This is a genomic window from Stenotrophomonas sp. 01N47, from assembly GCF_056399165.1.
Genome location: NZ_JBFTQU010000001.1, coordinates 65,280 through 83,889 on the forward strand (window position 1 = coordinate 65,280; position 18,610 = coordinate 83,889).

Sequence of the window (18,610 nt, forward strand, 5' to 3'; positions counted from 1 at the left end):
AGGAGCGCGATTACGGCGACAAATGTTGCCAAGCCTTCGGAAACTGTCGTTTCCCGCCGACGCACCCAAAAGCGACCCCACCAGCTCATACAGCCCCCTGTGGCCTTCATTCCCTACCGCGGATTCTGTCATGGCCGAAGCATTTCTGGCGTTCGTGTTGCTCGCGTCCATTGCGGTCGTTTCCGTTTCCGTCGGGTTGGCGCTGATTCCGCGCCGCCTTGCTGTCGCACTGGCTGCGACTCGTTCCAGCCCGGCCGCTGAGGCCGCCGTCATTGCCCAAGCACTGAACGAGGTGCGCCGATGATCCCGGCCGCGCCTACCTTCGTCACCGCCCCGATCATCAACGTGGCAGGCGATCCACTCGATCTGTTCCTGCGCGTTAACGTGACCTCATTCGGCGTCTTCGTTCTTTGCGCCTGCGTTGCCATGTGGCTTGCCGGCGACCGCGAGGGCGGGCGATGAGCGCCGTCCAACAGTTGCAATGCGCCTTCTGCGGCAACGTCGCCACCTACCTGTTCAAGGGTGGCTGCTGCTTTGAATGCACCGAATCTGACGGCCGTATCGAAATACCAACCACGCCGGTTGATCAGCGCTCCGCAGAGCTTCGGGCATTTGACCTGTCCCTTGCTATGGATGGGGCAGGGCAGCGCAGCGTGGAAATCGCCGATGAGGACATGCGTCGCCCGCAGCGCGCTTCTGGCACGCCCCTGCAAGAGTATTTCCGTGTCGGGGAACTGCTGAAGGGCGACGGCCGCGCAGCGGCCGACGCCCTTGGGCTTGTCTATTACAAAACAAGTGACACGCCGGTCCGTTGCTGCGAAAGACGTCATCACCGAAGCAAGACTTCATGGGGGTGAGTCGTACAATCCGTTCAAGGATCCGCAGATTGCGCGTCAAGGCGATGCGCGGCCAAGGCCCGACAAGGGGAGGGCGAGCCAGCGGGGTGACCGGGCTATGGGTAGCTCCCCTGAGTCTCCCGCGTATGACGGTCGTTTCTGTCCTGGGCCAGGACGCCACGCGTCGCCATCAGGGCGAAGCCTGTGCCCACCAGTGCCATCGCCAGTACGCCGCTCTCCACCTGCCACCCAGCCTTATCCAGGATTCCCCCTAAGCGTCCTGCGCGCATTCTAGCCGGGGTGGCGTATGGTAAGGGGGTCGGGCGACGCCTGACATCCTCTCAACTTTCTACATGGAAGCTAGGAAACCGAGATGTCTAACACACCAATGCAAGGTCAGAGCACCAGCCTTCTGGAAGTCGGCCAAGAGAACTTGGCGCTTCGTGTTGCCCTTGAATCTCTCATTCGAGAGCTAACGCCCGATCAAAAGTCGCGGCTTGCGAGCAGCCTTTTGGGTCATAGGCGCGGCAACGACTCGCACGTTGCTTATGCGGGGGTTCTCGACAGCCTCATCAGGGCGACGTCGCTTTAGGGATGTTTTGGGCGGAATTTGGGGTGTAGGGGCTATGCCCCTACGGAAAACGCCTCACACGAGCACACGGGGCTTCGGCCCCGTTTCTACATCTACGGCAGTTGGAGGATCGGCGTCGGGGCCAGGCATCGCCACCACAGACCGCTTTCTGCGGTTGGCCGTGAGGGTGCTCAGGGTGACCACCTCAGCGCGCCCTGCAGGAAACGTGTTTCCGGCAGCCTCAGTGCTGCAACGGTTTCGAGAGTGTCCCGATCGATGATCGCAGCGGAGTTGTCCCATCATCCGGCGCCATTCCTGAGCCTGTGCGGCGGTCAACGATAGCCGGGCCAGATCTTCGGGGTACAGTTCACGGCCTTCGGGCGTGACAAGTCGGCCGCCCTTAAACGAAAAACCGGCCCAAGGGCCGGTTAGGTTGCGATCACGCACGATCAGGCTCCATACCGAAGCGGGGCCGATGGCTGGGGCAAGCACCTTGCCAGTCCAGCCAAAAGTTTTAGAACATAATATACATTATGCGAAATGCTGTATCGGTCTGTTGAAGCCTTCGTCGGCTCCGCTTGGCAATGGTGATTGACGCTAAGGAGTTGCCACACCTACACCCGAAAGTCGCCCCATTTGCTACGGTCTTTCGCCCCAGTTTTGTTGGGCCTACGGACAAGGTCCCCCTTATTTCGATGAGCTGCAGTAAAGGTGCCGCAAAAAGACTTTTTCTCAAGTCCGCCCAACTAAAACTGAAGCCCGCCCGACCCGTACATTGGTGCCTGGGCGCCTGATTTGGGCCGGAAACTCGCGCACATTTCTTCCGGCTTGCTAGACTCACATCCTGTGTAGTCTCTAAAGTTCGAGGCGGCTGAATGCACTTTGGCACCTTTACGCCCGCTCAATGGATCTTCCGCGATGCGGCTACCGCGCGACAAGCACTTGCTTCGCAATGGCTAAGTGCCGCGCAGGTCAGTCAGGGGCTTGGCTCTCATGCGCCCAACGGTAGCCACCTGGTCAGCCAGTTGCGCCGCGCTGGCAAGCTCCTGGGGGTCTACGTCACCCACCCGTCGCCCAGCTACCGGTATCCGGCTTGGCAGTTCCTCCCAAGCGGCCAGCCTGTGGACCACCTGGCTGAGATTTTGGCTTTGCTGCGGGAGTTCGGTCCTTTTGAACGTGAGTTAGGCGGACTGCGGCGAAGCACTTATTGGGGAGAGCTCGAGTGGTTCCTGTCGTCCCACGCGATGCTCGATGGCGCGACTCCATCCCAAATTTTGGCCGCGGATCCCTGCCGCGTTCTGCGGGCCGCGTGTGTGGAGTTTCAGGGCGAGGCCTGACGGTGCAGCCGATGCACTGGAAAGCGTTTAGCGTTCTGGCTCCTTTGCAGGCACTTGGCAGCTATGTTTTCACTGTTTCGAGCGCTTTCGTTTGGGCCGAACATCAGCAGTGATGCGAATTTCTTCGGATCGTTTGAGTGCTGCCTCTAGCTGCGTTGGGAGATCTCGGAGGCTCGAAAGTTGCCCCTCGAGAGCATCACATCTGCCACGTAGGATATCCGCCGACTGGCTGGCCGTTGCGGCCGCCGACTGGGCGACCTGGAGATTCTGACGCAATTGGTTCTCAAGTGTCCTGTGGTGTTCGGATGTCTTGCTTAGCTGCGCCTGGAGTTCCTTCACCTCCTGGCGTGCTCGATCTACATCGCCCAGCGCCCGATTCTCGACAGATCTGACGTACTCGGTCCAATCCTCTCGCTCAGATTTCGCCGTTCCCAGCGTTTCGTGAAGCCGGGCATCAAGATGCTGTGTTGCTGCCTCAGCTCGATCGGCTCTCCGAAGCCCGAGATCCCGCTGCTCCGTGAGCTCTGAGATCTGCAGGTGTAGCTGCTCGACCAGCCGCTCCAGTTCTGCAGCTCGCGTACTAGCTACGCGTTCGCCGGCGATAGCAGCGGCGCGCTCTGAGTTCATTTGACTCAGTTCGTCAGCCACCACCCGTGACCTAGCATCTAGCGCTTCACGTTGGGTAGCCAGCGACTGCTCAGTCTCTGCGAACTCTCGAAGGGCTGCCTCCCTGGCGTGCTTCAGCGCCAGCTCCCACCATTGCCCGGCCAGTTCCGCCAACACCGCCGGGGCGTCTTCAAAGTCCGGACGTCGTGGCTGCAGGCGTGTGCCGAGTCGATTCCACCAAGTCTCTAGCCAGCGAGTGACTGTGTTCGGAGAGCCGGTCCCCAAGTGAGTCCGGATTCGCTCAACGGTTGGGCGCTCGCCTTTGGCCACCAGTTCGTCGGCGGCGGTGTGGACGTCAGATTCGGTGATACCGCGGGCCATGCGAAGTCTCCTGTACTGGCGCCCTGCTCTGCTGGTAACGTACTCGCGATAAGTGATGATTATCGTGGCTACGCCTGCTTATTCGTAGCGTACATTACATACTATGAATGCTAATTCCACTAGTGCCGCCCTCGTCCAGACCGTCCACCAGCTGGTACTGCCCGAACAGCTGGCGCAACAGGCGGCGGACGCGGTGCGCGAGCTGCTGGCCGAAGCAGCCGCCGAGAACACCACCCGCAGCTACACCAGTGCCCTGCGCTACTGGGCCGGCTGGCATGCGGCGCGCTACGGCATCGACCTCGCATTGCCGGTGCCCGAAGCCACCGTGCTGCAGTTTGTGGTCGACCACGTGCAGCGCCGCTCGACTGACGGTGAGCTGGCGTGGGAGCTGCCGCCGATCGTGGACCAAGCCTTGGTGGCGGCCGGCATGAAGGCCAAGCTTGGGCCCTGGACCTTGGCCACCGTGCGGCATCGGGTCGCCGTGCTGTCCACCGCGCACAGGCTCAAACAGGTGACCAATCCCTGCGAACAGCCAGCGATCCGCACCGTGCTCAGCCGCGCCGCCCGAGCCGCAGTCAAACGCGGCGAGCGCCCGCGCAAGAAGACCGCGATCACCCTGCCCGAGCTGGAAGCCCTGCTGTCCACCTGCGACGACAGCCTGGAAGGAATACGGGATCGCGCCCTACTCTGCTTCGGGTTTGCCAGCGGTGGGCGCCGGCGCAGTGAGATCGCCGCCGCCGACCTGCGCGACCTGCGCCGGATCGGCGAGGCGGGCTACATCTACCGCCTGGAGCACAGCAAGACCCAGCAGGCCGGCATCACCGCGAGCTCGACCCCGGACAAGCCGGTGCTCGATCGGGCCGCCCTCGCGCTGCAGGACTGGCTGGACGCAGCCGGGATCACCGAAGGGGCGATCTTCCGACGGCTGTGGAAGCATCGCGTCGGCCCTGCCCTGTCTCCGGCCGCGGTAGGCGAGATCGTACAGCGGCGGGCGCGACTGGCCGGACTGGAGGGAGATTTTGGCGGGCACAGCTTGCGGTCTGGGTTCGTGACCGAGGCCAGTCGCCAAGGCGTGTCGCTGCCGGCGATCATGCAGTTGACCGAGCATAGGTCGGTGTCGAGTGTCGTGGGGTATTTTCAAGCAGGCGGAGCAACAGCCAACCCGGCTGCCCGCCTGCTCGAAGACTGACTAACGCGATGCTGCCAACTCGAGGTCACAATTGCTCATACTTGTGCCGGATAGGAGTACACCCCCTATTCCGAGGATCTCCATGCGTTCAATTTCCAATGCGTTCTTTCACCAGGCCGAAATTACCCAGATAGATCGATGGGAGCACGGTCCACTCGAGCTCGCGTTCCTGTCCGAGCCAGCGACAGGTCGCCTAGAATGGACAGCCCACCTGCACAATTGGAATGCCACGCAAAGGGCCGGATTTGTGCGGTCGGGAGAAGCCATCGAAGGGTTGAAGCCGTTCGTTCCTTACCTCGAGGAGCGGCGCAACCCGAACATGATCCTAGTGCCGACCTACGGCGGGAACTCCGAGCTCGACGTCATGCTGGCCGGCCTGTTGCCCGACGACATCCTGACCAAGGCCGGTCTCGAGCGCCGACGCTCTATGATGGGCCTGATGTACATGCACAACGACTTGCCTGCGGACTACGGCGCGCGGGCACGAGCTGCATTTGCGCACTACATCTGGACGCGCTTGTCTCCGCGAGCGCGTTTGGGTCAAGGCGCCTTCAACGCGCGCTCGCCACTGCGACTGCTCGCCGGCGACACCCCATACTGGGCACACCGCCTATATCGCCTGGCACTGGCCAGGCGCGATGAATTCTTCGCTCCCACGACGCACGAAGACGAGACCTGGAAGCCGCTCGCAGAGTTACGCGCCGGTATCTTGGCCGGCCTGCCTGAGGAAGAGAGACACCTGTTCGATATCCAGCGGCCGCTGATGGGCGGCGACGTCTGGGACGAGTTTGATGCCGACGAGCGCGAGGAGGTGCTTCAGAGCGCGATCGACGGCGACGGTGTCCTCGAGTCGCTCGATCCGGTGGTCGAGCTGCTGCACCGCCACCGGACGCACGAGGACTTCTCGGGCGCGAACTCCTGGATCAAAGAGGATTTCGAGCGCAGCTTTTATTCCAAACGGGCGAAATTGAAAGTCGACCTAGTCGAGACCATCGACGATGCACCGGCTTATGCGCTGGAGCCCAACGAGCCGTACGAGCAGGTTCTGTTCCGCGATGTGATCGCAATGCTCGATCAGAAAGAGCGTCGCCTTGTGATAGCCCTGCGGCTCGGCAAGAGTGCCTCCACCATCGCGCGCGAGTCGGGTCTGCGCGGCCACGCGTCGGTTTCGCGACGCATCGCCGCGCTCAAGACGAAGGTCGCCCGACTGCTAAATTGAGCTGAAGCGCCAGCGCAGGTCCCTGTTCATGGATGGCGGACTTGGCGGCGGCATAGGGATCTTGGGTGCACCCGTTGAGGACGCGCAAGGCCCGAGTCGGAATGGTCTGCTGGGAGGGCCACTTGGGCGGCTCCCACTTCGGCAACAACTTGGCACGCTCCGCATCCGCAACCGCAACCGCAACCGCAACCGTCATTTTCGGTGCTGTCCCTGTCGCTGGCGAGGTTCCCGAAGATTCGGACATCTTCTCGGATAAGCAAGGATCGCTCGTCACCGGCGCTTTGGCGACCGCGGAGCCACATGCCGACGGCCATCCCAGCGGCGCCCCGTACGCGCCGACCTTGCCTTGGCGCGAACCATGGCGCCTCCAGAATCCATCGCTCCGTAGCCTGCTACGTCCTACCTGCTGGCTCGAGCCAAAACCGGCAGCTGAAGTTGTTGAGCCGACGATGGAAGGCGTCGGCGCGCGCCTGGAAAGTTTTCGGGATCGCTGCGCCGTCGCCGCCCTGCCGGAAGTACTCGGCAAGCGAATGGAGCCCGTTGTTCATTAGTTGCTCCCACTCGCGCCAAAGTTCGTCCTGCAAATCCTGCGCACGCTGACTGGCGCTCGGTTTTCGCTTTGGGGCCGGTACTGAGTAGTCAGGGCGTGGATCATGCGAGTGAGTGAACGTGATAGTACCGTGCGCCCACTCGGCCTCGGCCGACGGGCGCCAGCGGTAGTCCACCCGCACCGACAGCGTCCTCGTGAAATTGCTCGGTGGAATGATTTGGTCGTCGACGAAGAAGCGCTGACCTTCCTGTTCCTGCGTCTCAATCCGCTGATGCATCTGCCGAACCGCGTTGCCCAAGTTGCTGCCGGCACGGCGGGCGCGCTCACCGGTGTCAGCTAGCTTCTTCGTCGCCTTGGCTCCCGCGTAGGCCTGTAGCGCCACATCGAACTCGCGAAGCCTGGCGGCGATAAACGGCCCGCAACTGTCCAGCCGTAAGTCGCGCAATGGCGATCCTAGTCGCCGGGCGTCTAGGGAAGCTGAAATCTCCCGATCCAACGCCTGCACATTGACCTCTCGCAGGGCCTCTTGTTCATCGCGAGGAATATTGATGACGCTCAACTCGGACTCCGTATATTGGCGGTGCGGCATGCCGCGATCTCTTGGTTGGTGGCATGTTCTAGGAACTTGCGCGCGTGCTCGAGAGCGGGGTGTTTGTGTAGATGGCCGGCACATTATCGCTGCGCGCGGGCGCGAAGTCTGGCCAATCCAGGGGGCTTGTCCCGGGCCTGGCGCTCCCGAAGGCTTGGCCCGAACCGCGTCGCCAGGCGGGCCTGCACCGTCGCGAGGTCGCTCGCGGCCCTCGTTCGGCTGGTCTCGGCATGCCCCCTCCCCTGCTCGTTGGCCCGGAGCCGGCCGACTGCTTCCGGGCCTAGCATGGTGAGTCGGGCCTTCAACGCCTTGAGGGTGGTCGCCAGGGAGTCGCTCTACCCACACTGATGGTCCCGACCGACCATCGGTCGATCAGGCAGGCGAAGGACCACTTTCAGTCCGCCAGCACCCTGGTCTCACACCTACTCGATTAGCGCCGTCGCAACTGCTGAGATGGCGGTGCGGCACGCTAGGGTGCCGGTAGGTAGTTCGGTAGCTATCGTTCCGCCAACGGCATGTTGCTCGGGGACCGCCGATACCATGCCACTCGCCCACAACAAGTGTTGGGACTCAGAAGATGTCGAAGCAGGCACCGGAGCCGCATGGCTGGCTCTCCTCGCCACCGCACACGCGCGTTGACCATATCCCGAAAGGAGTCCGTGTAGGCGTTCACCGTCTTGAGGGAATGCTTAGCCTTGTCCATCGCTGTCCGCCAGAGTGCGGATGGGCCATGATTGCATGAAGCTTCCCTCTCTTAGCAAGCCATGTCCAGCTCCTCGTCCCCAGAAACCTTGGAAGCCATCGGCCTGAGCGTTGCCTTTGAGGCGCTGCGCGATTTGGTGAACCGGCTGCTGATGGAGTTCTTGCCCTTGACCGGCCACCCCGGGGAAGTGCAGGTGCTCTTCAAATCGACGCCCCATCGCGATCTGTTCTACATCCGCTTGCTGGACTTCGTTCATGAGGGGGGTGGCAAGGCACTTCTAGGCGAAAAGATGTCGTGCCTGGAGGTGCTGGAGCGGGCCGGCGCCAACCCGAGGTTATCCGGCGCGGGGCACGCTCACGCTCTTGCCGACGCCGTCGCAGATCTACGCGCTTGGCTCGATGAAGTGATTCATCCAAAGTTCTGGCTGGGAAACATAAACGTCCATGCGAGGCTGTCAGTCACCCGCCTGCAACTACTGAAAATCACAGGGAATCAAGCCAAGCACAACCTGGCGCGCCTGACGGGCGTTGCGCAGCAGGTGCAAGCCCTGCTTGCTGAGCATGGCCACAACGTTCCATTGGCCCAGATCCCGTTCGCGTTGGATGACTTCCGTGAGCACTTGGGAGAGAACGTCTTTATCTACTACGGAAGCTGGCTGGCAGAACTGATCAATAACATCACATGGGCGTTGTATCGTTACATCCAACCCGTCTACCACCGGTCGGTGGTCTATGAGGACGGACTGATACCCGGGATGTATCATTTTCTTCCTCTTCCGGGAGTGGCCCCCGATTCTCCCGAGCACTGGTGGTTTCATCGGCTGCTCAATGAAGCTCGGCGCCCTCCCCCTGCCCCCTCTTTCAAAGCGTCGCGCTTCCTGAAGGAACAGTCATCGCTGGAATGGGAGGACGAGGAGCACATGGATCCGTAGCGGCTTCTTACTCTCAAGGAGCGGGGCTGATCCAGACCGTCCCAATTGCGGGTGATAGCCTGTCGCCTTCAGGTGCCCCCCGCGGCCCACGCTCGCGATCCAGATCGAGGAGTTCGCCGAACGTCGGCGCAGCCCCCTTCGGATCAGAACCGCAGCCGTCTGCAGGGAGGCGTGGACCATCAGAACTGCAAGCCTTGATCCTGGCGAGTGGCTTCAGTTTCACGGACACGGAGCGCCGCCTTCCAACGCTCCTCCGATGCCTTGATGAAGCGGACCGTGCTGGTGACATTACTGGCAATCAGCAGGGCCTCGTCGTAGGCCAATACGGGGTTATCATGCGCCATTGAATGGTTGTTCCGCACATGGTCAAATTGCCCGAAGACTGCTATGGACGCCTTCAGGATGCACTCGGCCATCTGCGAAGTAACTAAACCATCCTCTTTCAGCCGCTTGACGTAGGCCCCCATTAAGCCGCCCAAAGGCACCGAACGGTCTTTGGGAATGCCGTGCTCTTCACAAAGTTTGCGGAGGAACTTGACCAGGAAGGTGTGCAGCCGATCTAAGCCTTGCTCCGGCTCGTTACGTTCGAAACACTCTCGTGCCGCCTTGGCCACCCTCTGGAAGTCCTCGGTGCCTCCTTCTAGCGTCTCGATGTCTGGCACCGGCTTTGCCTGTGTCAGCCTTGCGGCGATCGCCTCACAGCCTAGGAAGAGCGCTTGCCGCTCAACCGCAGGGTGGCCGGTGTCTCGGCAATGTTCAATGAGACCGGCAATGACCCGCCCTACCAAGGCATCGTCCTCTTTGTTCCAGAAGCTGCGCAGGTGGTTGGCTTTCGAAGGACCGTTGTTACTGTACGCTCCGTTGTAGATGTCCCGGTTGACCTCTTCCTCAAAGAACCGAGCAAACGTGTTGTTGGAAAAGTCCAACACATAGCCACTGCTCATACCGAACAGATCTTCCAACTTGCGCTTCTCACGCGGGGCCAAACTCGACATACCGGACACTCTTTCGATAGGCGTCTACTGTGATTATTGACAACGATGCCCGGGCAAGCTACCACCCACAGCGTACGCCGCGGCGAGCAGCACCGACCGGTGCAGGCGATGAACTAGCAGAATACATCGCCCCCTACACCCTGCGTTGTGGTGGACTCATCCGGGCGCGTTAGGCCTCAGGGCCCGGCCGTGTCCTTGCGGCAGCCCTTTGCGATCTCGTCCGGAACGTCCAGATCCTTGCTGGCATCGAACACTAGCTCAGTCGGGAGGTGTGCTAGAACGCCTCGATGGCATCCGCGAGCTCCTCCAGATGAGTGTGAGGGTCGGCGGGGAATCATTCAATGAAGCCATCGGCATTGCCCCTGTGCTCCGCGTGGATGCTGCGGCCGGAATTAGAACTTGTTCTCGTCCTCGAATGTAGCCACTTCAAATGAAAGCACAGGCTCGTTTCGCTCGCGCAACGTCTCACTTCGGTGTAGTGCCAAAGATAGGTAGATAAGCGCAGAGCGTGCAGTCCTCAGCATCCGCAGCGCCTTGGAATCTAATTCCTGTGAATCTAGTTCGTACGCCAAGTGATCCTTGAGGATGTCGGGCGTGTGTGGGTCGGCCTTAGCATCAACCACCTTGACGAACTTGTGTTCCAGGTGATTGCGAAGAATTCTGATGTCACGGGCGTCGGGTGCCGCTACCGCCTGATCGTCGCTGTTGTGAATGTCCAGCGACAGGCCATACAGCGCCTGAAGCCAGAGATTCTGCGACGCCTCCAGCTGAGGCCAGATTTGGCCCTTCTGTGGACCCTTGCCCTGTGTCCAGATCGTAGCGTAGTCCACACGCGTCTCGGGAACTCCCAACGCCCAGCGGTGATTGATGAAATAGGCCACCTTGTCCAGCACTGAGTAGGCGGCGCGGAAGCTGGTCTTCACCTGCTCCAATGCTATGGAGTAGCGTGCCGAATCACCATTCATCGTCAACATGACCTCTCGGTCAGCGCAGTGGACCTCCTCAGAGGTCGACCCGGCGTAGAGACACCATCGCGCGTATGCGTACTCCTGTTTCATCTGGTTGAAGAATGCCAAGTACGTAATCCCAACACCAGTTGCCATGTGATCGGGCAGGCCCAGCGGGTCGTGCGCGGCTATCGGGGTGGTGAAAGCGTCATTCATCGGATTGAGAAACAGTCGATGATCGAGGCACCATCGCCGGTAGCCTCGTTCTTTTTCGGAGTCACCTAGGGAGAAGTCATGCATGACCGAATGGTCCAGCTCATCCGGATAGCCGCAGCGTGTCAGGAAGGCTTGAAGTTGTGCGAGTTCGCTTGTGAAGTGTGAAATCGCCCCCGGATAGGTTGCTTCGTCCCGCCCCACGCCGATCATCACGGCGGCTGTTAGATTCCTTCTCGCCTCGTCCAAGAACCAGAGCGTATGGCCGTTGTCATAAAGATGACGACCGTAGTACAGCAGGCCTTTGCCCCTAGAGCCGAACGCCATCGCAATGCCTGGCCGGTCCTGCAGCGCAGATCCCCACTCGTCCAGCGCATCGATGATGCGGCCCGCCGAGTTGTATGCATTAGCCAAGTTGATCCTTATCTGTGCACGCCGCGCCTTCGGAAGCTCCGCCGCTGCTTCATGCTGAAGTGCGGAACGCAGGTAGAAGAGCTGATTAACCAATTCGGGCTGTTGCCAGGACAGCACTTGGCCGGGATAGCGATGAATGCTGTAGAGCGCGCTCCAAGCGTTAGCAATGCAGTACAGAACCCAACAAATCGACCAGCCTGTGGATGCTGCCGCTACCTGCGCGCCCAATGTTATGAGCCGAGTGAGCTCATCTTCGTTGCATGCATCGCTTGCCAAATCCACAAGCTCTGCGTACAGCTCCCAGGATTCCGTGTCGAGGTGCCCTTGAGTGGAATCCTCCTCCAACTGTCTAAGTCCTGCAGCAAGCCCCATTCTCTCCCCCTTGTCGTGGTTGCTACCAGTAGTGGCCGATTAGGCCGGCCGCTGCCGCTATCGGTTGCGAGTTCCAGCACGGGAATTCGGTAAGTGGTGCGTCGTGCAGGAATTAGAGGCCCCCGTCACGTCATAATGACCACGATTTCGTTGATCAACCCCAGCCCCGTCGACGGCCCGATCGATCAACGTATGCCGAGCCGCTCCCAAGACCCGTAGGCACGTCTATGAAACTGTAAACTGGGCCGCTCCACTGAGCTAGGCCATAACCCGAGAGCTGTGGCACCATTCGACCATGGTTACCTCGTATTACTTCCTAGACACCGAGTGGGCCGATGTAACGGGCAGCGAACTGGTGAGCCTGGCGCTTGTGTAGTATGACTGAGATCGGAAAGGAGGCCAGTCAGGGTGCGGGCAGGCTTCGCCACCGGGCTCGTTGGCCATCAAAGGACTGCGCATGCCGATCGAACGTATCGTTATCGACAACTTCAAGTCGTTTCACCATCTGGACCTGCCCCTCAACGCCCACATGAACCTGGTGGTGGGCGATAACGAGGTTGGCAAGTCCACCCTGCTGGAGGCCATCCACGCGGTGGTCACCGGCCAGCTCCATGGGCGCAATCTCGCCTACGAGCTCACGCCCTACCTGTTCCACCAGCCGACGGTGCAAGAGTACTTGGCGGCGCTTGCAGCAGGCACGCCGGCGTCGCCGCCGCGGATCTCCATCGAAGCGTATCTAGGCGCAGACGCCGCGCTGGCATCGTTGCGCGGCACTAACAACTCGTTGCGCCTAGATACGGCCGGCATCCGGCTGCTGGTTGAGCTCAACGACGACTACCTCGAGGAGTTCAACGCCTACCTGCAGCAGCACCAAGGTGCGGTCAGCCTCCCGGTGGAGTACTACACGGTGCGCTGGTATTCCTTCGCCAACAATGGCGTCACGGCCCGCAGTATTCCGTTCGACTCGACCATCATCGACACGCACGGCATCAAGACCTTGTCCGGTGCCGATCGCTATATCGCAGGCATCATCGAACAGGCACTGACGCCTGCGCAACGCGTTTCGCTGTCGTTGAGCTTCCGCCGCATGCGGCAGAGTTTTTCCGAAGAAGCGGATGTGGCGGCGATCAATGCCTACCTCACCGAGCACACCGGGGACATCAGCCACCGAGCGCTGACGGTGGGTGTGGACACATCGCCGCGCTCAACGTGGGAAACCAGCTTGTCACCGTACTTGGATGAGCTCCCTTTCACCCAAGCCGGCAAGGGCGAACAAAGCGCGGTGAAGATGAAGCTGGCAATGCATGCGGCGGGCGCTGCCCATGTGCTGCTGATCGAGGAGCCGGAGAACCATCTGTCCTTCTCCAGCATGACCCAACTGATCGACAAGATTGCGGCCCTCTCCACCGCCCAACAGGTGATCATCGCCACCCACAGCAGCTTCGTATTGAACAAGCTGGGCGTGGACAACGTGATCCTGTTCAGCGCGCAGGGCCAGATGAAGCTGGACCAGCTGCCGAGCGATACGCACGACTATTTCATGAAGCTGCCTGGCCACGATACGCTGCGGCTGATCCTGGCCAAGCAAGCAATCCTGGTGGAGGGCCCTTCCGATGAGCTGATCGTGCAGCGTGCCTACAGCGACCACCACGGCGTGGCGCCGATGGCTCACGGCGTAGACATCATTTCGGTCAAGTCGTTGGCATTCAAGCGCTTCTTGCAGATTGCAGATCGACTGAAGATTCAGGCCAAGGTGATCACCGACAACGATGGCGACGTCGCCGTTGTGCAGGAGCGCTATGCCGAGCACATCAACGCGATCTACTACGATTCCGACGAGCACGCCCCATCGCTGGAAGAGCAGCTGATCAAGGCCAATTCGCTGGCCGAGCTCAATACTGTGCTGGGCAAGACATTTGCCGATGAGGTGGCGCTGCTCAAGTACATGAAAGGCCACAAGACCGATACGGCCCTGGCAATCTTCAACAGCCCGCAGTCGATCAGGTTCCCAGACTATGTCCAGCGTGCCATCACCTAACCTGGTACTGCTCTCAGCGGCCGGCTCGGGCAAGACCACGTTGCTGGTCCGGCAGGCCTTGGAGCGGCCTGGGCGCCGCATTGCGATTGTCACCTACACTCTGGAAAACCTTGAGGAGATCCGGCGCTCGTTTGAGGTTCACGCCGGCGCGGTCCCCGCGCACGTTACCTTGCACAGCTGGTATGGCTTTCTGCTACGCGAGTGCATCCGCCCGTACCAGGGTGCGCTTTGCCCCGAGCCTCGGATCGAGACGATCCTGTTCGTGGAAGGTCGCACTGATAACCGCGCTCCACGCACCCAAGTGGCGCGCCACTATCTGGCAGGCAACCGGATGTATTCCGACCGGGCGGCCGACTTTGCTGTGTGCTGCGATGAGCTGACCCACGGTCAGGTCATGGCACGCCTGGCGGCCATGTACGACGAGCTCTACATCGACGAGGTCCAGGACCTGGCCGGCTATGACTTGGATCTGGTCGAGCGGCTGTTGAAGAGCGACATCGCCATCACGTTGGTAGGCGATACGCGCCAAGCCACGTACGCGACCAACTACGCACCGCGGCACAGTCAATATCGTGGGCCGAACATGGCAGCGTTGTTCCGGATTTGGGAAGCGGATGGCTTATGCCAGCTCGGTCACCGCCTCATCAGCTTGCGCTGTGTCCAGACGCTCTGCGACTTGGCCGACGCGCTCTATCCGCAGATGCCACGGACCGAGTCAGGCAATGGCGAGGTCACCGGGCACGATGGCATCTACCTCGTCGCTCCCGAGCATGTGACTGCGTACATGCAGGAATTTGCTCCCACCGTGCTTCGGTACGACCGGCGGCAAGCTTGTGACGGATTGCCGGCCGTGAACTTCGGCCAGTGCAAGGGCCGGACCTATGGGCGTGTACTGATCTTCCCTAACGGGCCATTGACGCTGTACATGCGCACGGCCGATGCATCTCGTATCACCGCGCCACCGAAATATTACGTGGCCTTGACCCGGGCGCGGCAAAGCGTGGCCTTTGTGTATGCCGGCGCGTGTGCGTTGCCGGGTCATCAGCTCTACGCTCCTGCCAGCGCAGACGCGTAGAGCCACTGACCAGCTCGAACGCTACGACGCCTCCGGCAGCAAGCGCCGGCAAATGCCGCAACTTCGGTAGTTCATTAGGATACGTCCCTTGGACAAAGCCGGGTCGCCTTGGCTAGACACCGTGGCCACCGCTGCAGCCCAGACCAAGCACACCATCCCGGACACCGTGAACGTCCTGCTCAAAGAGCTGGTGCACCATCGCTATGAACTTCCCGGCTTCCCGAGCGCCGATTCCGCGGTTATGCGGTTATGCGGAAATGGCACGGTTGTCAGCACGGGGCTGGGAACCACTCAACCTTACCCCCGATAAATCTCCCTAATCTGCTGCCCTCTGGGTGCCCGCTCTCGGCCAGAAATTGACTGCCGCCAAAGGCTGCTGGTGTGGAGCAGGCATCTCAGAGCGCATCTGGCCGACATTAGGTAGGTTCAATGGATTCCAAGCCTCAATCGGCATTAGGTCTAATCAAGGCGAGCCGTTGACGGCCGATGAGGCCGTCGCAAAAGTGTTGCTGGACAGCAAGGCGGCTAGCCCTTCGAACTCCTGCTCGTAGGGATGGGGAGTTGCGAAGGAGGCTGGAACACAACTTAAACGGCTTCACGTGTGGACTGCGGGACCAGAACTGCCCCGTCCTTCTGGACAGGGCAGTTCATCACATCAGAACGTATAGCCCAGGCCCAGCATTACGCCGTTCTGCAACTGGCCGTTGCGGCGCTCGCCCACGTAGTCGACCATCACCGACAGGCGATCGCTAGCGCGGCTGGTCACACCCAGGTTCCAGGCCAGCACCTGCTCGCCCACGGTCTGGCTACTGGCACCGAACACCAAGTCCGGCGCAGCGGCGAAGCCGGCGCTGTAACGGGCCTGGGTGTCGCCCAGTTCCTTCTGCCAGACCACGCGCGCGCGCGGAGTAATGCGCTCGCCGTTGTTGCCTTCGAAGGTCTTGAACAACTGCAGGCCCGCGCCGACGCGGATGCTCTCCTGGCTGTCACCACGCCCGCGCAGCGCGCCGGCACCCTGCCCTTCATTGAAACGGGTGGCCGAGGTGCGCGCGTAATCGACCACCGGCAGCAGTGGCTGGATCACTACGCCCTTGGCGATGGTGAACGAGAAGCCATGTTCCAGGCTGGCCGAGATCGCATCGTTGTTGTACTTGGCACGCAACGGGTCTTGCAGGCCCTCGATCCCTTCGATGCTGCGCCGGGTGTCGTGGCGCAGATCGGTGTAGCGCACCGAGGCCGACAGGTAGCCACGCGAGTAGGTGGCATCCAGGTAGCCGCCCACATCCAGTGCGCGCACGTCGCCGGTGAACCCGGAGCCATCGCGGCCCTTGGTCGACATGTCCGCGGCGGCAACGCTGACGCCGAGGGTCACCCGGTCATCGGCCAGCTGCGTATCGGCACCGAGCACGATGCCGCCCACGGTATGGATCAGGCCCGCCACGCCGCCCTCACCGTCGATGCGGCCGTGGCTGCCGAAACCGCGCCCCCAGAGACCATGGTTGCGTGGCGCGTCGCTGCCGAAGTTGGTGTTGCCACCGCCCGCCCCCGCCGGCTCCACCAGGTGCATCGCCAACTGGTTGAACAGGCTGCCATTGACCATGCCGGGCTGCGCCGAAGCCGCCTGCGCTGCCTGCGCGGCCAAGCCGCCGGCGTCACCGCTGCCGCTGCGTCGTGCGGCCTGGTGCTGCTGCACCACGCTGCCGATGCGGCCCACCAGCGTGTTGTCGGCCAGGCGCAGGCTGGCGTGGCCATCACCGCGCAGTGCACCGGCCTGCTGTGCGATCACATCGCGGTCAGCAAACTGCAGGATCCCAAGCAGTGGATGCAGTGCCGACGTCTGCTGTGATGCCGCCGTCCTCAATGCTTCACCGAGACCTGCGCCCGATGCGGCATTGGCGAACAATGAGACATCGTTGAAAGCGGGATTGGCGACCGCCCAGATCCCATTTCCCGTCTGCCTGATGCTGAAGCTGAGCAGCGAATTGTTGCGCGGGTGGAACACGCGCTGCGCCGCGTCGGCACTGGTCAGATCGACGCTGTAGCCTGAACCGTCCTGGCGCTCAGCCCGGGTGAAGGCGACCTGGCCGGGCTGCAGCTGCGGCACGCTGGCATCGAACTCACTGTCGCGATCGTTCAACAGCTTGCCGACTAACTGAATACCTTCGTTCCTGCCATAGATGCGTCCGTCCACAAGGGGAATCGAAAGATCCTGCCGGTAGTAGCCCGGTGCGATGTCCAGAGCGAGCTTGCCTGCGGTGCCGCCGATCAGGAAACCCGGCGCCGTGACGGCCCGTCCATTTCCGCACTCGAAGAAGTTGAGGAAACTCCCACAACGATGTACTTCGAATTCACCCAGCGCCAGGCCAGCCTGGCGTGTTTCCGGTGTGATGTTGAACATTAATCTCCCCCCCTTGCCAAAGAACACAAGGCCATCGACCTTCAGCTGCCCGCCCTGCGGATGGAGATCACCGCCGCTCACGGCTACTTGCGTCACTGTCGGAGCATTCCAGGCATAGTCGGGTTCGTTCGGGAAGCCCACAAAGCTGGTAGCTGCAATGGTTCCATGGCCTTCCAATCGCGATCCCGGATTCAGGATCGTGTACTGGGCTTTAATGGTCCCTCCGGCCATCGCCACCTGCCCCCCCTTATTGACCAGAACCGCCGCCTTGTTGTCCAGCTCACCGCCAGCGCCAATGCCGAGCAGGCCCGAGACCGTTGTATTCTCAGCTTTCAGTTGTCCGCCCTGAAGCGTCACGGCGCCTGCTGCTCCCACGATGGTGTGCAGCGTGACCAAACGGGCGCCGCTGGTCACATTCACGTTGCCGGCCTCTGCCCAGAGAATCTCTGTCCCGCTGGACGTATCAGCCAGCCATGTGCCGCCACGTTCAAGCCGGATCATGCCGAAGACATCACCCGAGGCGATCTTGGCTGCGTCGAACGGGGCCGCACCGTAGCCGTCCGCACCAAAGCCGGAGGCGAACTCATATTGCCTTGCATAGAAGTTGGGATTCAGATCACCACGCACGCTTCCCGCCACGCGGAGATAGTCGGCGGACAGATCAACGCGATCCGCGTTGGTGATGATCCGGTCGCTGAGGATGTCTACACCGTCATAGACGGTGCAATTGTCCTTGGTGGGGCAGAACTGCGCAGGCTTGCCAGTCTTCGGATCGTAGTAGTAAAGGAATGAGTCGTAGGGAACCACCATGCCGTTGATGGCACCCACCACGCGCGCGATCGCTTCCGGTGATGCAACGCCTTGCATCATCTTGGCATAGTGCTCGTCTGACACCTGCTGCGCGACCGGCACCACCTTGCCGTCTCCGCTGGTGCTGCCATGAATCATGAAGATGTTGTCAGGAAAACGGGAATCGAGCTCAGGAAGGTCGTAGTTGGCAATGCGTCGCTCGACGCCACCAATGAAGCTGGTGCCGCAAGCTGAGATGCACTTCCCCTGGAACACCGAGGTAATCCCGCGCTGGCGCAGCAGTTCACCCGTCCCTCGACCCGCGGCCGCATCGCCACCAGGGCTGTCGCGGAACACTACCTGGCTGATGACCTTGCCGTTGCTGGCCGCCGCATCCAGTATCCGGCGCAACCTTGTGTGATCATCGTAGTTGACGCCCCCTTTCGCGATGATTCGA

15 protein-coding genes and 1 pseudogene are annotated in these 18,610 nt (G+C 61.3%); 10 read left to right on the forward strand and 6 right to left on the reverse strand.

Features of this window, described 5'->3' with window-relative positions; genetic code table 11:
- Window positions 1-130: 130 nt before the first annotated feature.
- The 3 genes from AC1DKR_RS00305 to AC1DKR_RS00315 are packed head-to-tail and all read left to right on the forward strand — an operon-like array spanning window position 131 to window position 857.
- On the forward strand, window positions 131-304 hold the full coding sequence (locus AC1DKR_RS00305) for a hypothetical protein (protein ID WP_478030237.1): 174 nt from the start codon (window positions 131-133) through the stop codon (window positions 302-304).
- Window positions 301-462: a hypothetical protein gene (locus AC1DKR_RS00310; protein ID WP_478030239.1), complete on the forward strand. Its 162-nt coding sequence runs from the start codon at window positions 301-303 to the stop codon at window positions 460-462. Before AC1DKR_RS00305 ends, AC1DKR_RS00310 begins: the two co-directional genes overlap by 4 nt.
- On the forward strand, window positions 459-857 hold the full coding sequence (locus tag AC1DKR_RS00315; RefSeq protein ID WP_478030241.1) for a hypothetical protein: 399 nt from the start codon (window positions 459-461) through the stop codon (window positions 855-857). Before AC1DKR_RS00310 ends, AC1DKR_RS00315 begins: the two co-directional genes overlap by 4 nt.
- Before the next feature lie 625 nt (window positions 858-1,482).
- On the opposite strand, the gene AC1DKR_RS00320 is transcribed toward AC1DKR_RS00315, so the two are convergent.
- Window positions 1,483-1,899, reverse strand: a complete 417-nt coding sequence (locus tag AC1DKR_RS00320; RefSeq protein WP_478030244.1) for a DUF3653 domain-containing protein — start codon at window positions 1,897-1,899, stop codon at window positions 1,483-1,485.
- A 383-nt stretch (window positions 1,900-2,282) separates the two neighbouring features.
- Between AC1DKR_RS00320 and AC1DKR_RS00325 the strand changes: the two genes are divergently transcribed.
- The gene (locus tag AC1DKR_RS00325) at window positions 2,283-2,744 is read left to right on the forward strand and encodes a hypothetical protein (RefSeq protein WP_478030248.1); all 462 of its coding nucleotides are present in this window, start codon (window positions 2,283-2,285) and stop codon (window positions 2,742-2,744) included.
- A gap of 69 nt (window positions 2,745-2,813) precedes the next feature.
- Here AC1DKR_RS00325 and AC1DKR_RS00330 read toward each other — a convergent pair whose 3' ends face one another.
- Window positions 2,814-3,731: a DNA-binding protein gene (locus AC1DKR_RS00330; RefSeq protein WP_478030252.1), complete on the reverse strand. Its 918-nt coding sequence runs from the start codon at window positions 3,729-3,731 to the stop codon at window positions 2,814-2,816.
- A gap of 103 nt (window positions 3,732-3,834) precedes the next feature.
- On the opposite strand from AC1DKR_RS00330, the gene AC1DKR_RS00335 reads away from it, so the two are divergent.
- Window positions 3,835-4,920, forward strand: a complete 1,086-nt coding sequence (locus tag AC1DKR_RS00335; protein WP_478030255.1) for a site-specific integrase — start codon at window positions 3,835-3,837, stop codon at window positions 4,918-4,920.
- An 82-nt stretch (window positions 4,921-5,002) separates the two neighbouring features.
- Window positions 5,003-6,139 (forward strand): hypothetical protein, encoded by a 1,137-nt coding sequence (locus tag AC1DKR_RS00340; protein WP_478030258.1) that lies wholly within the window; start codon window positions 5,003-5,005, stop codon window positions 6,137-6,139.
- 392 nt (window positions 6,140-6,531) lie between these two features.
- Here AC1DKR_RS00340 and AC1DKR_RS00345 read toward each other — a convergent pair whose 3' ends face one another.
- Window positions 6,532-7,248, reverse strand: coding sequence for a hypothetical protein (locus tag AC1DKR_RS00345; RefSeq protein WP_478030261.1), 717 nt, complete (start codon window positions 7,246-7,248; stop codon window positions 6,532-6,534).
- 794 nt (window positions 7,249-8,042) lie between these two features.
- Between AC1DKR_RS00345 and AC1DKR_RS00350 the strand changes: the two genes are divergently transcribed.
- Window positions 8,043-8,912, forward strand: coding sequence for a hypothetical protein (locus AC1DKR_RS00350; RefSeq protein ID WP_478030263.1), 870 nt, complete (start codon window positions 8,043-8,045; stop codon window positions 8,910-8,912).
- 179 nt (window positions 8,913-9,091) lie between these two features.
- Here the strand turns inward: AC1DKR_RS00350 and AC1DKR_RS00355 are convergent, their stop codons facing one another.
- Both AC1DKR_RS00355 and AC1DKR_RS00360 read right to left on the reverse strand, forming a co-directional pair.
- Window positions 9,092-9,907: an abortive infection family protein gene (locus AC1DKR_RS00355; protein WP_478030265.1), complete on the reverse strand. Its 816-nt coding sequence runs from the start codon at window positions 9,905-9,907 to the stop codon at window positions 9,092-9,094.
- Window positions 9,908-10,299: 392 nt separating this feature from the next.
- Entirely contained in the window at window positions 10,300-11,826 is a 1,527-nt protein-coding gene (locus AC1DKR_RS00360; protein WP_478030267.1) for an LA2681 family HEPN domain-containing protein, read from the reverse strand.
- Between the two features lie 484 nt (window positions 11,827-12,310).
- On the opposite strand from AC1DKR_RS00360, the gene AC1DKR_RS00365 reads away from it, so the two are divergent.
- From AC1DKR_RS00365 to AC1DKR_RS00375, 3 genes and pseudogenes are all read left to right on the forward strand, one after another.
- On the forward strand, window positions 12,311-13,891 hold the full coding sequence (locus AC1DKR_RS00365; RefSeq protein ID WP_478030269.1) for an ATP-dependent nuclease: 1,581 nt from the start codon (window positions 12,311-12,313) through the stop codon (window positions 13,889-13,891).
- Window positions 13,869-14,966, forward strand: a complete 1,098-nt coding sequence (locus tag AC1DKR_RS00370) for a UvrD-helicase domain-containing protein (protein WP_478030271.1) — start codon at window positions 13,869-13,871, stop codon at window positions 14,964-14,966. The genes AC1DKR_RS00365 and AC1DKR_RS00370 overlap by 23 nt, the downstream gene beginning before the upstream one ends.
- 1 nt (window position 14,967) lies before the next feature.
- Window positions 14,968-15,210, forward strand: a pseudogene (locus AC1DKR_RS00375) (DUF4158 domain-containing protein); the annotation flags it as partial.
- A 411-nt stretch (window positions 15,211-15,621) separates the two neighbouring features.
- On the opposite strand, the gene AC1DKR_RS00380 reads toward AC1DKR_RS00375, so the two are convergent.
- Window positions 15,622-18,564 carry an autotransporter domain-containing protein gene (locus AC1DKR_RS00380; protein ID WP_478030274.1) on the reverse strand — a complete coding sequence of 981 codons (2,943 nt, stop codon included), beginning with the start codon at window positions 18,562-18,564 and terminating at the stop codon, window positions 15,622-15,624.
- Window positions 18,565-18,610: the final 46 nt, after the last annotated feature.

Excerpts from the sequence above, each read along its gene's own strand:
- AC1DKR_RS00335 (WP_478030255.1), top strand. The coding sequence starts at position 3,835 with ATGAATGCTAATTCCACTAGTGCCGCCCTCGTCCAGACCGTCCACCAG.
- AC1DKR_RS00330 (WP_478030252.1), bottom strand. The coding sequence starts at position 3,731 with ATGGCCCGCGGTATCACCGAATCTGACGTCCACACCGCCGCCGACGAA.
- AC1DKR_RS00310 (WP_478030239.1), top strand. The coding sequence starts at position 301 with ATGATCCCGGCCGCGCCTACCTTCGTCACCGCCCCGATCATCAACGTG.
- AC1DKR_RS00315 (WP_478030241.1), top strand. The coding sequence starts at position 459 with ATGAGCGCCGTCCAACAGTTGCAATGCGCCTTCTGCGGCAACGTCGCC.
- AC1DKR_RS00370 (WP_478030271.1), top strand. The coding sequence starts at position 13,869 with ATGTCCAGCGTGCCATCACCTAACCTGGTACTGCTCTCAGCGGCCGGC.
- AC1DKR_RS00305 (WP_478030237.1), top strand. The coding sequence starts at position 131 with ATGGCCGAAGCATTTCTGGCGTTCGTGTTGCTCGCGTCCATTGCGGTC.
- AC1DKR_RS00350 (WP_478030263.1), top strand. The coding sequence starts at position 8,043 with ATGTCCAGCTCCTCGTCCCCAGAAACCTTGGAAGCCATCGGCCTGAGC.
- AC1DKR_RS00325 (WP_478030248.1), top strand. The coding sequence starts at position 2,283 with ATGCACTTTGGCACCTTTACGCCCGCTCAATGGATCTTCCGCGATGCG.
- AC1DKR_RS00355 (WP_478030265.1), bottom strand. The coding sequence starts at position 9,907 with ATGTCGAGTTTGGCCCCGCGTGAGAAGCGCAAGTTGGAAGATCTGTTC.
- AC1DKR_RS00365 (WP_478030269.1), top strand. The coding sequence starts at position 12,311 with ATGCCGATCGAACGTATCGTTATCGACAACTTCAAGTCGTTTCACCAT.
- AC1DKR_RS00340 (WP_478030258.1), top strand. The coding sequence starts at position 5,003 with ATGCGTTCAATTTCCAATGCGTTCTTTCACCAGGCCGAAATTACCCAG.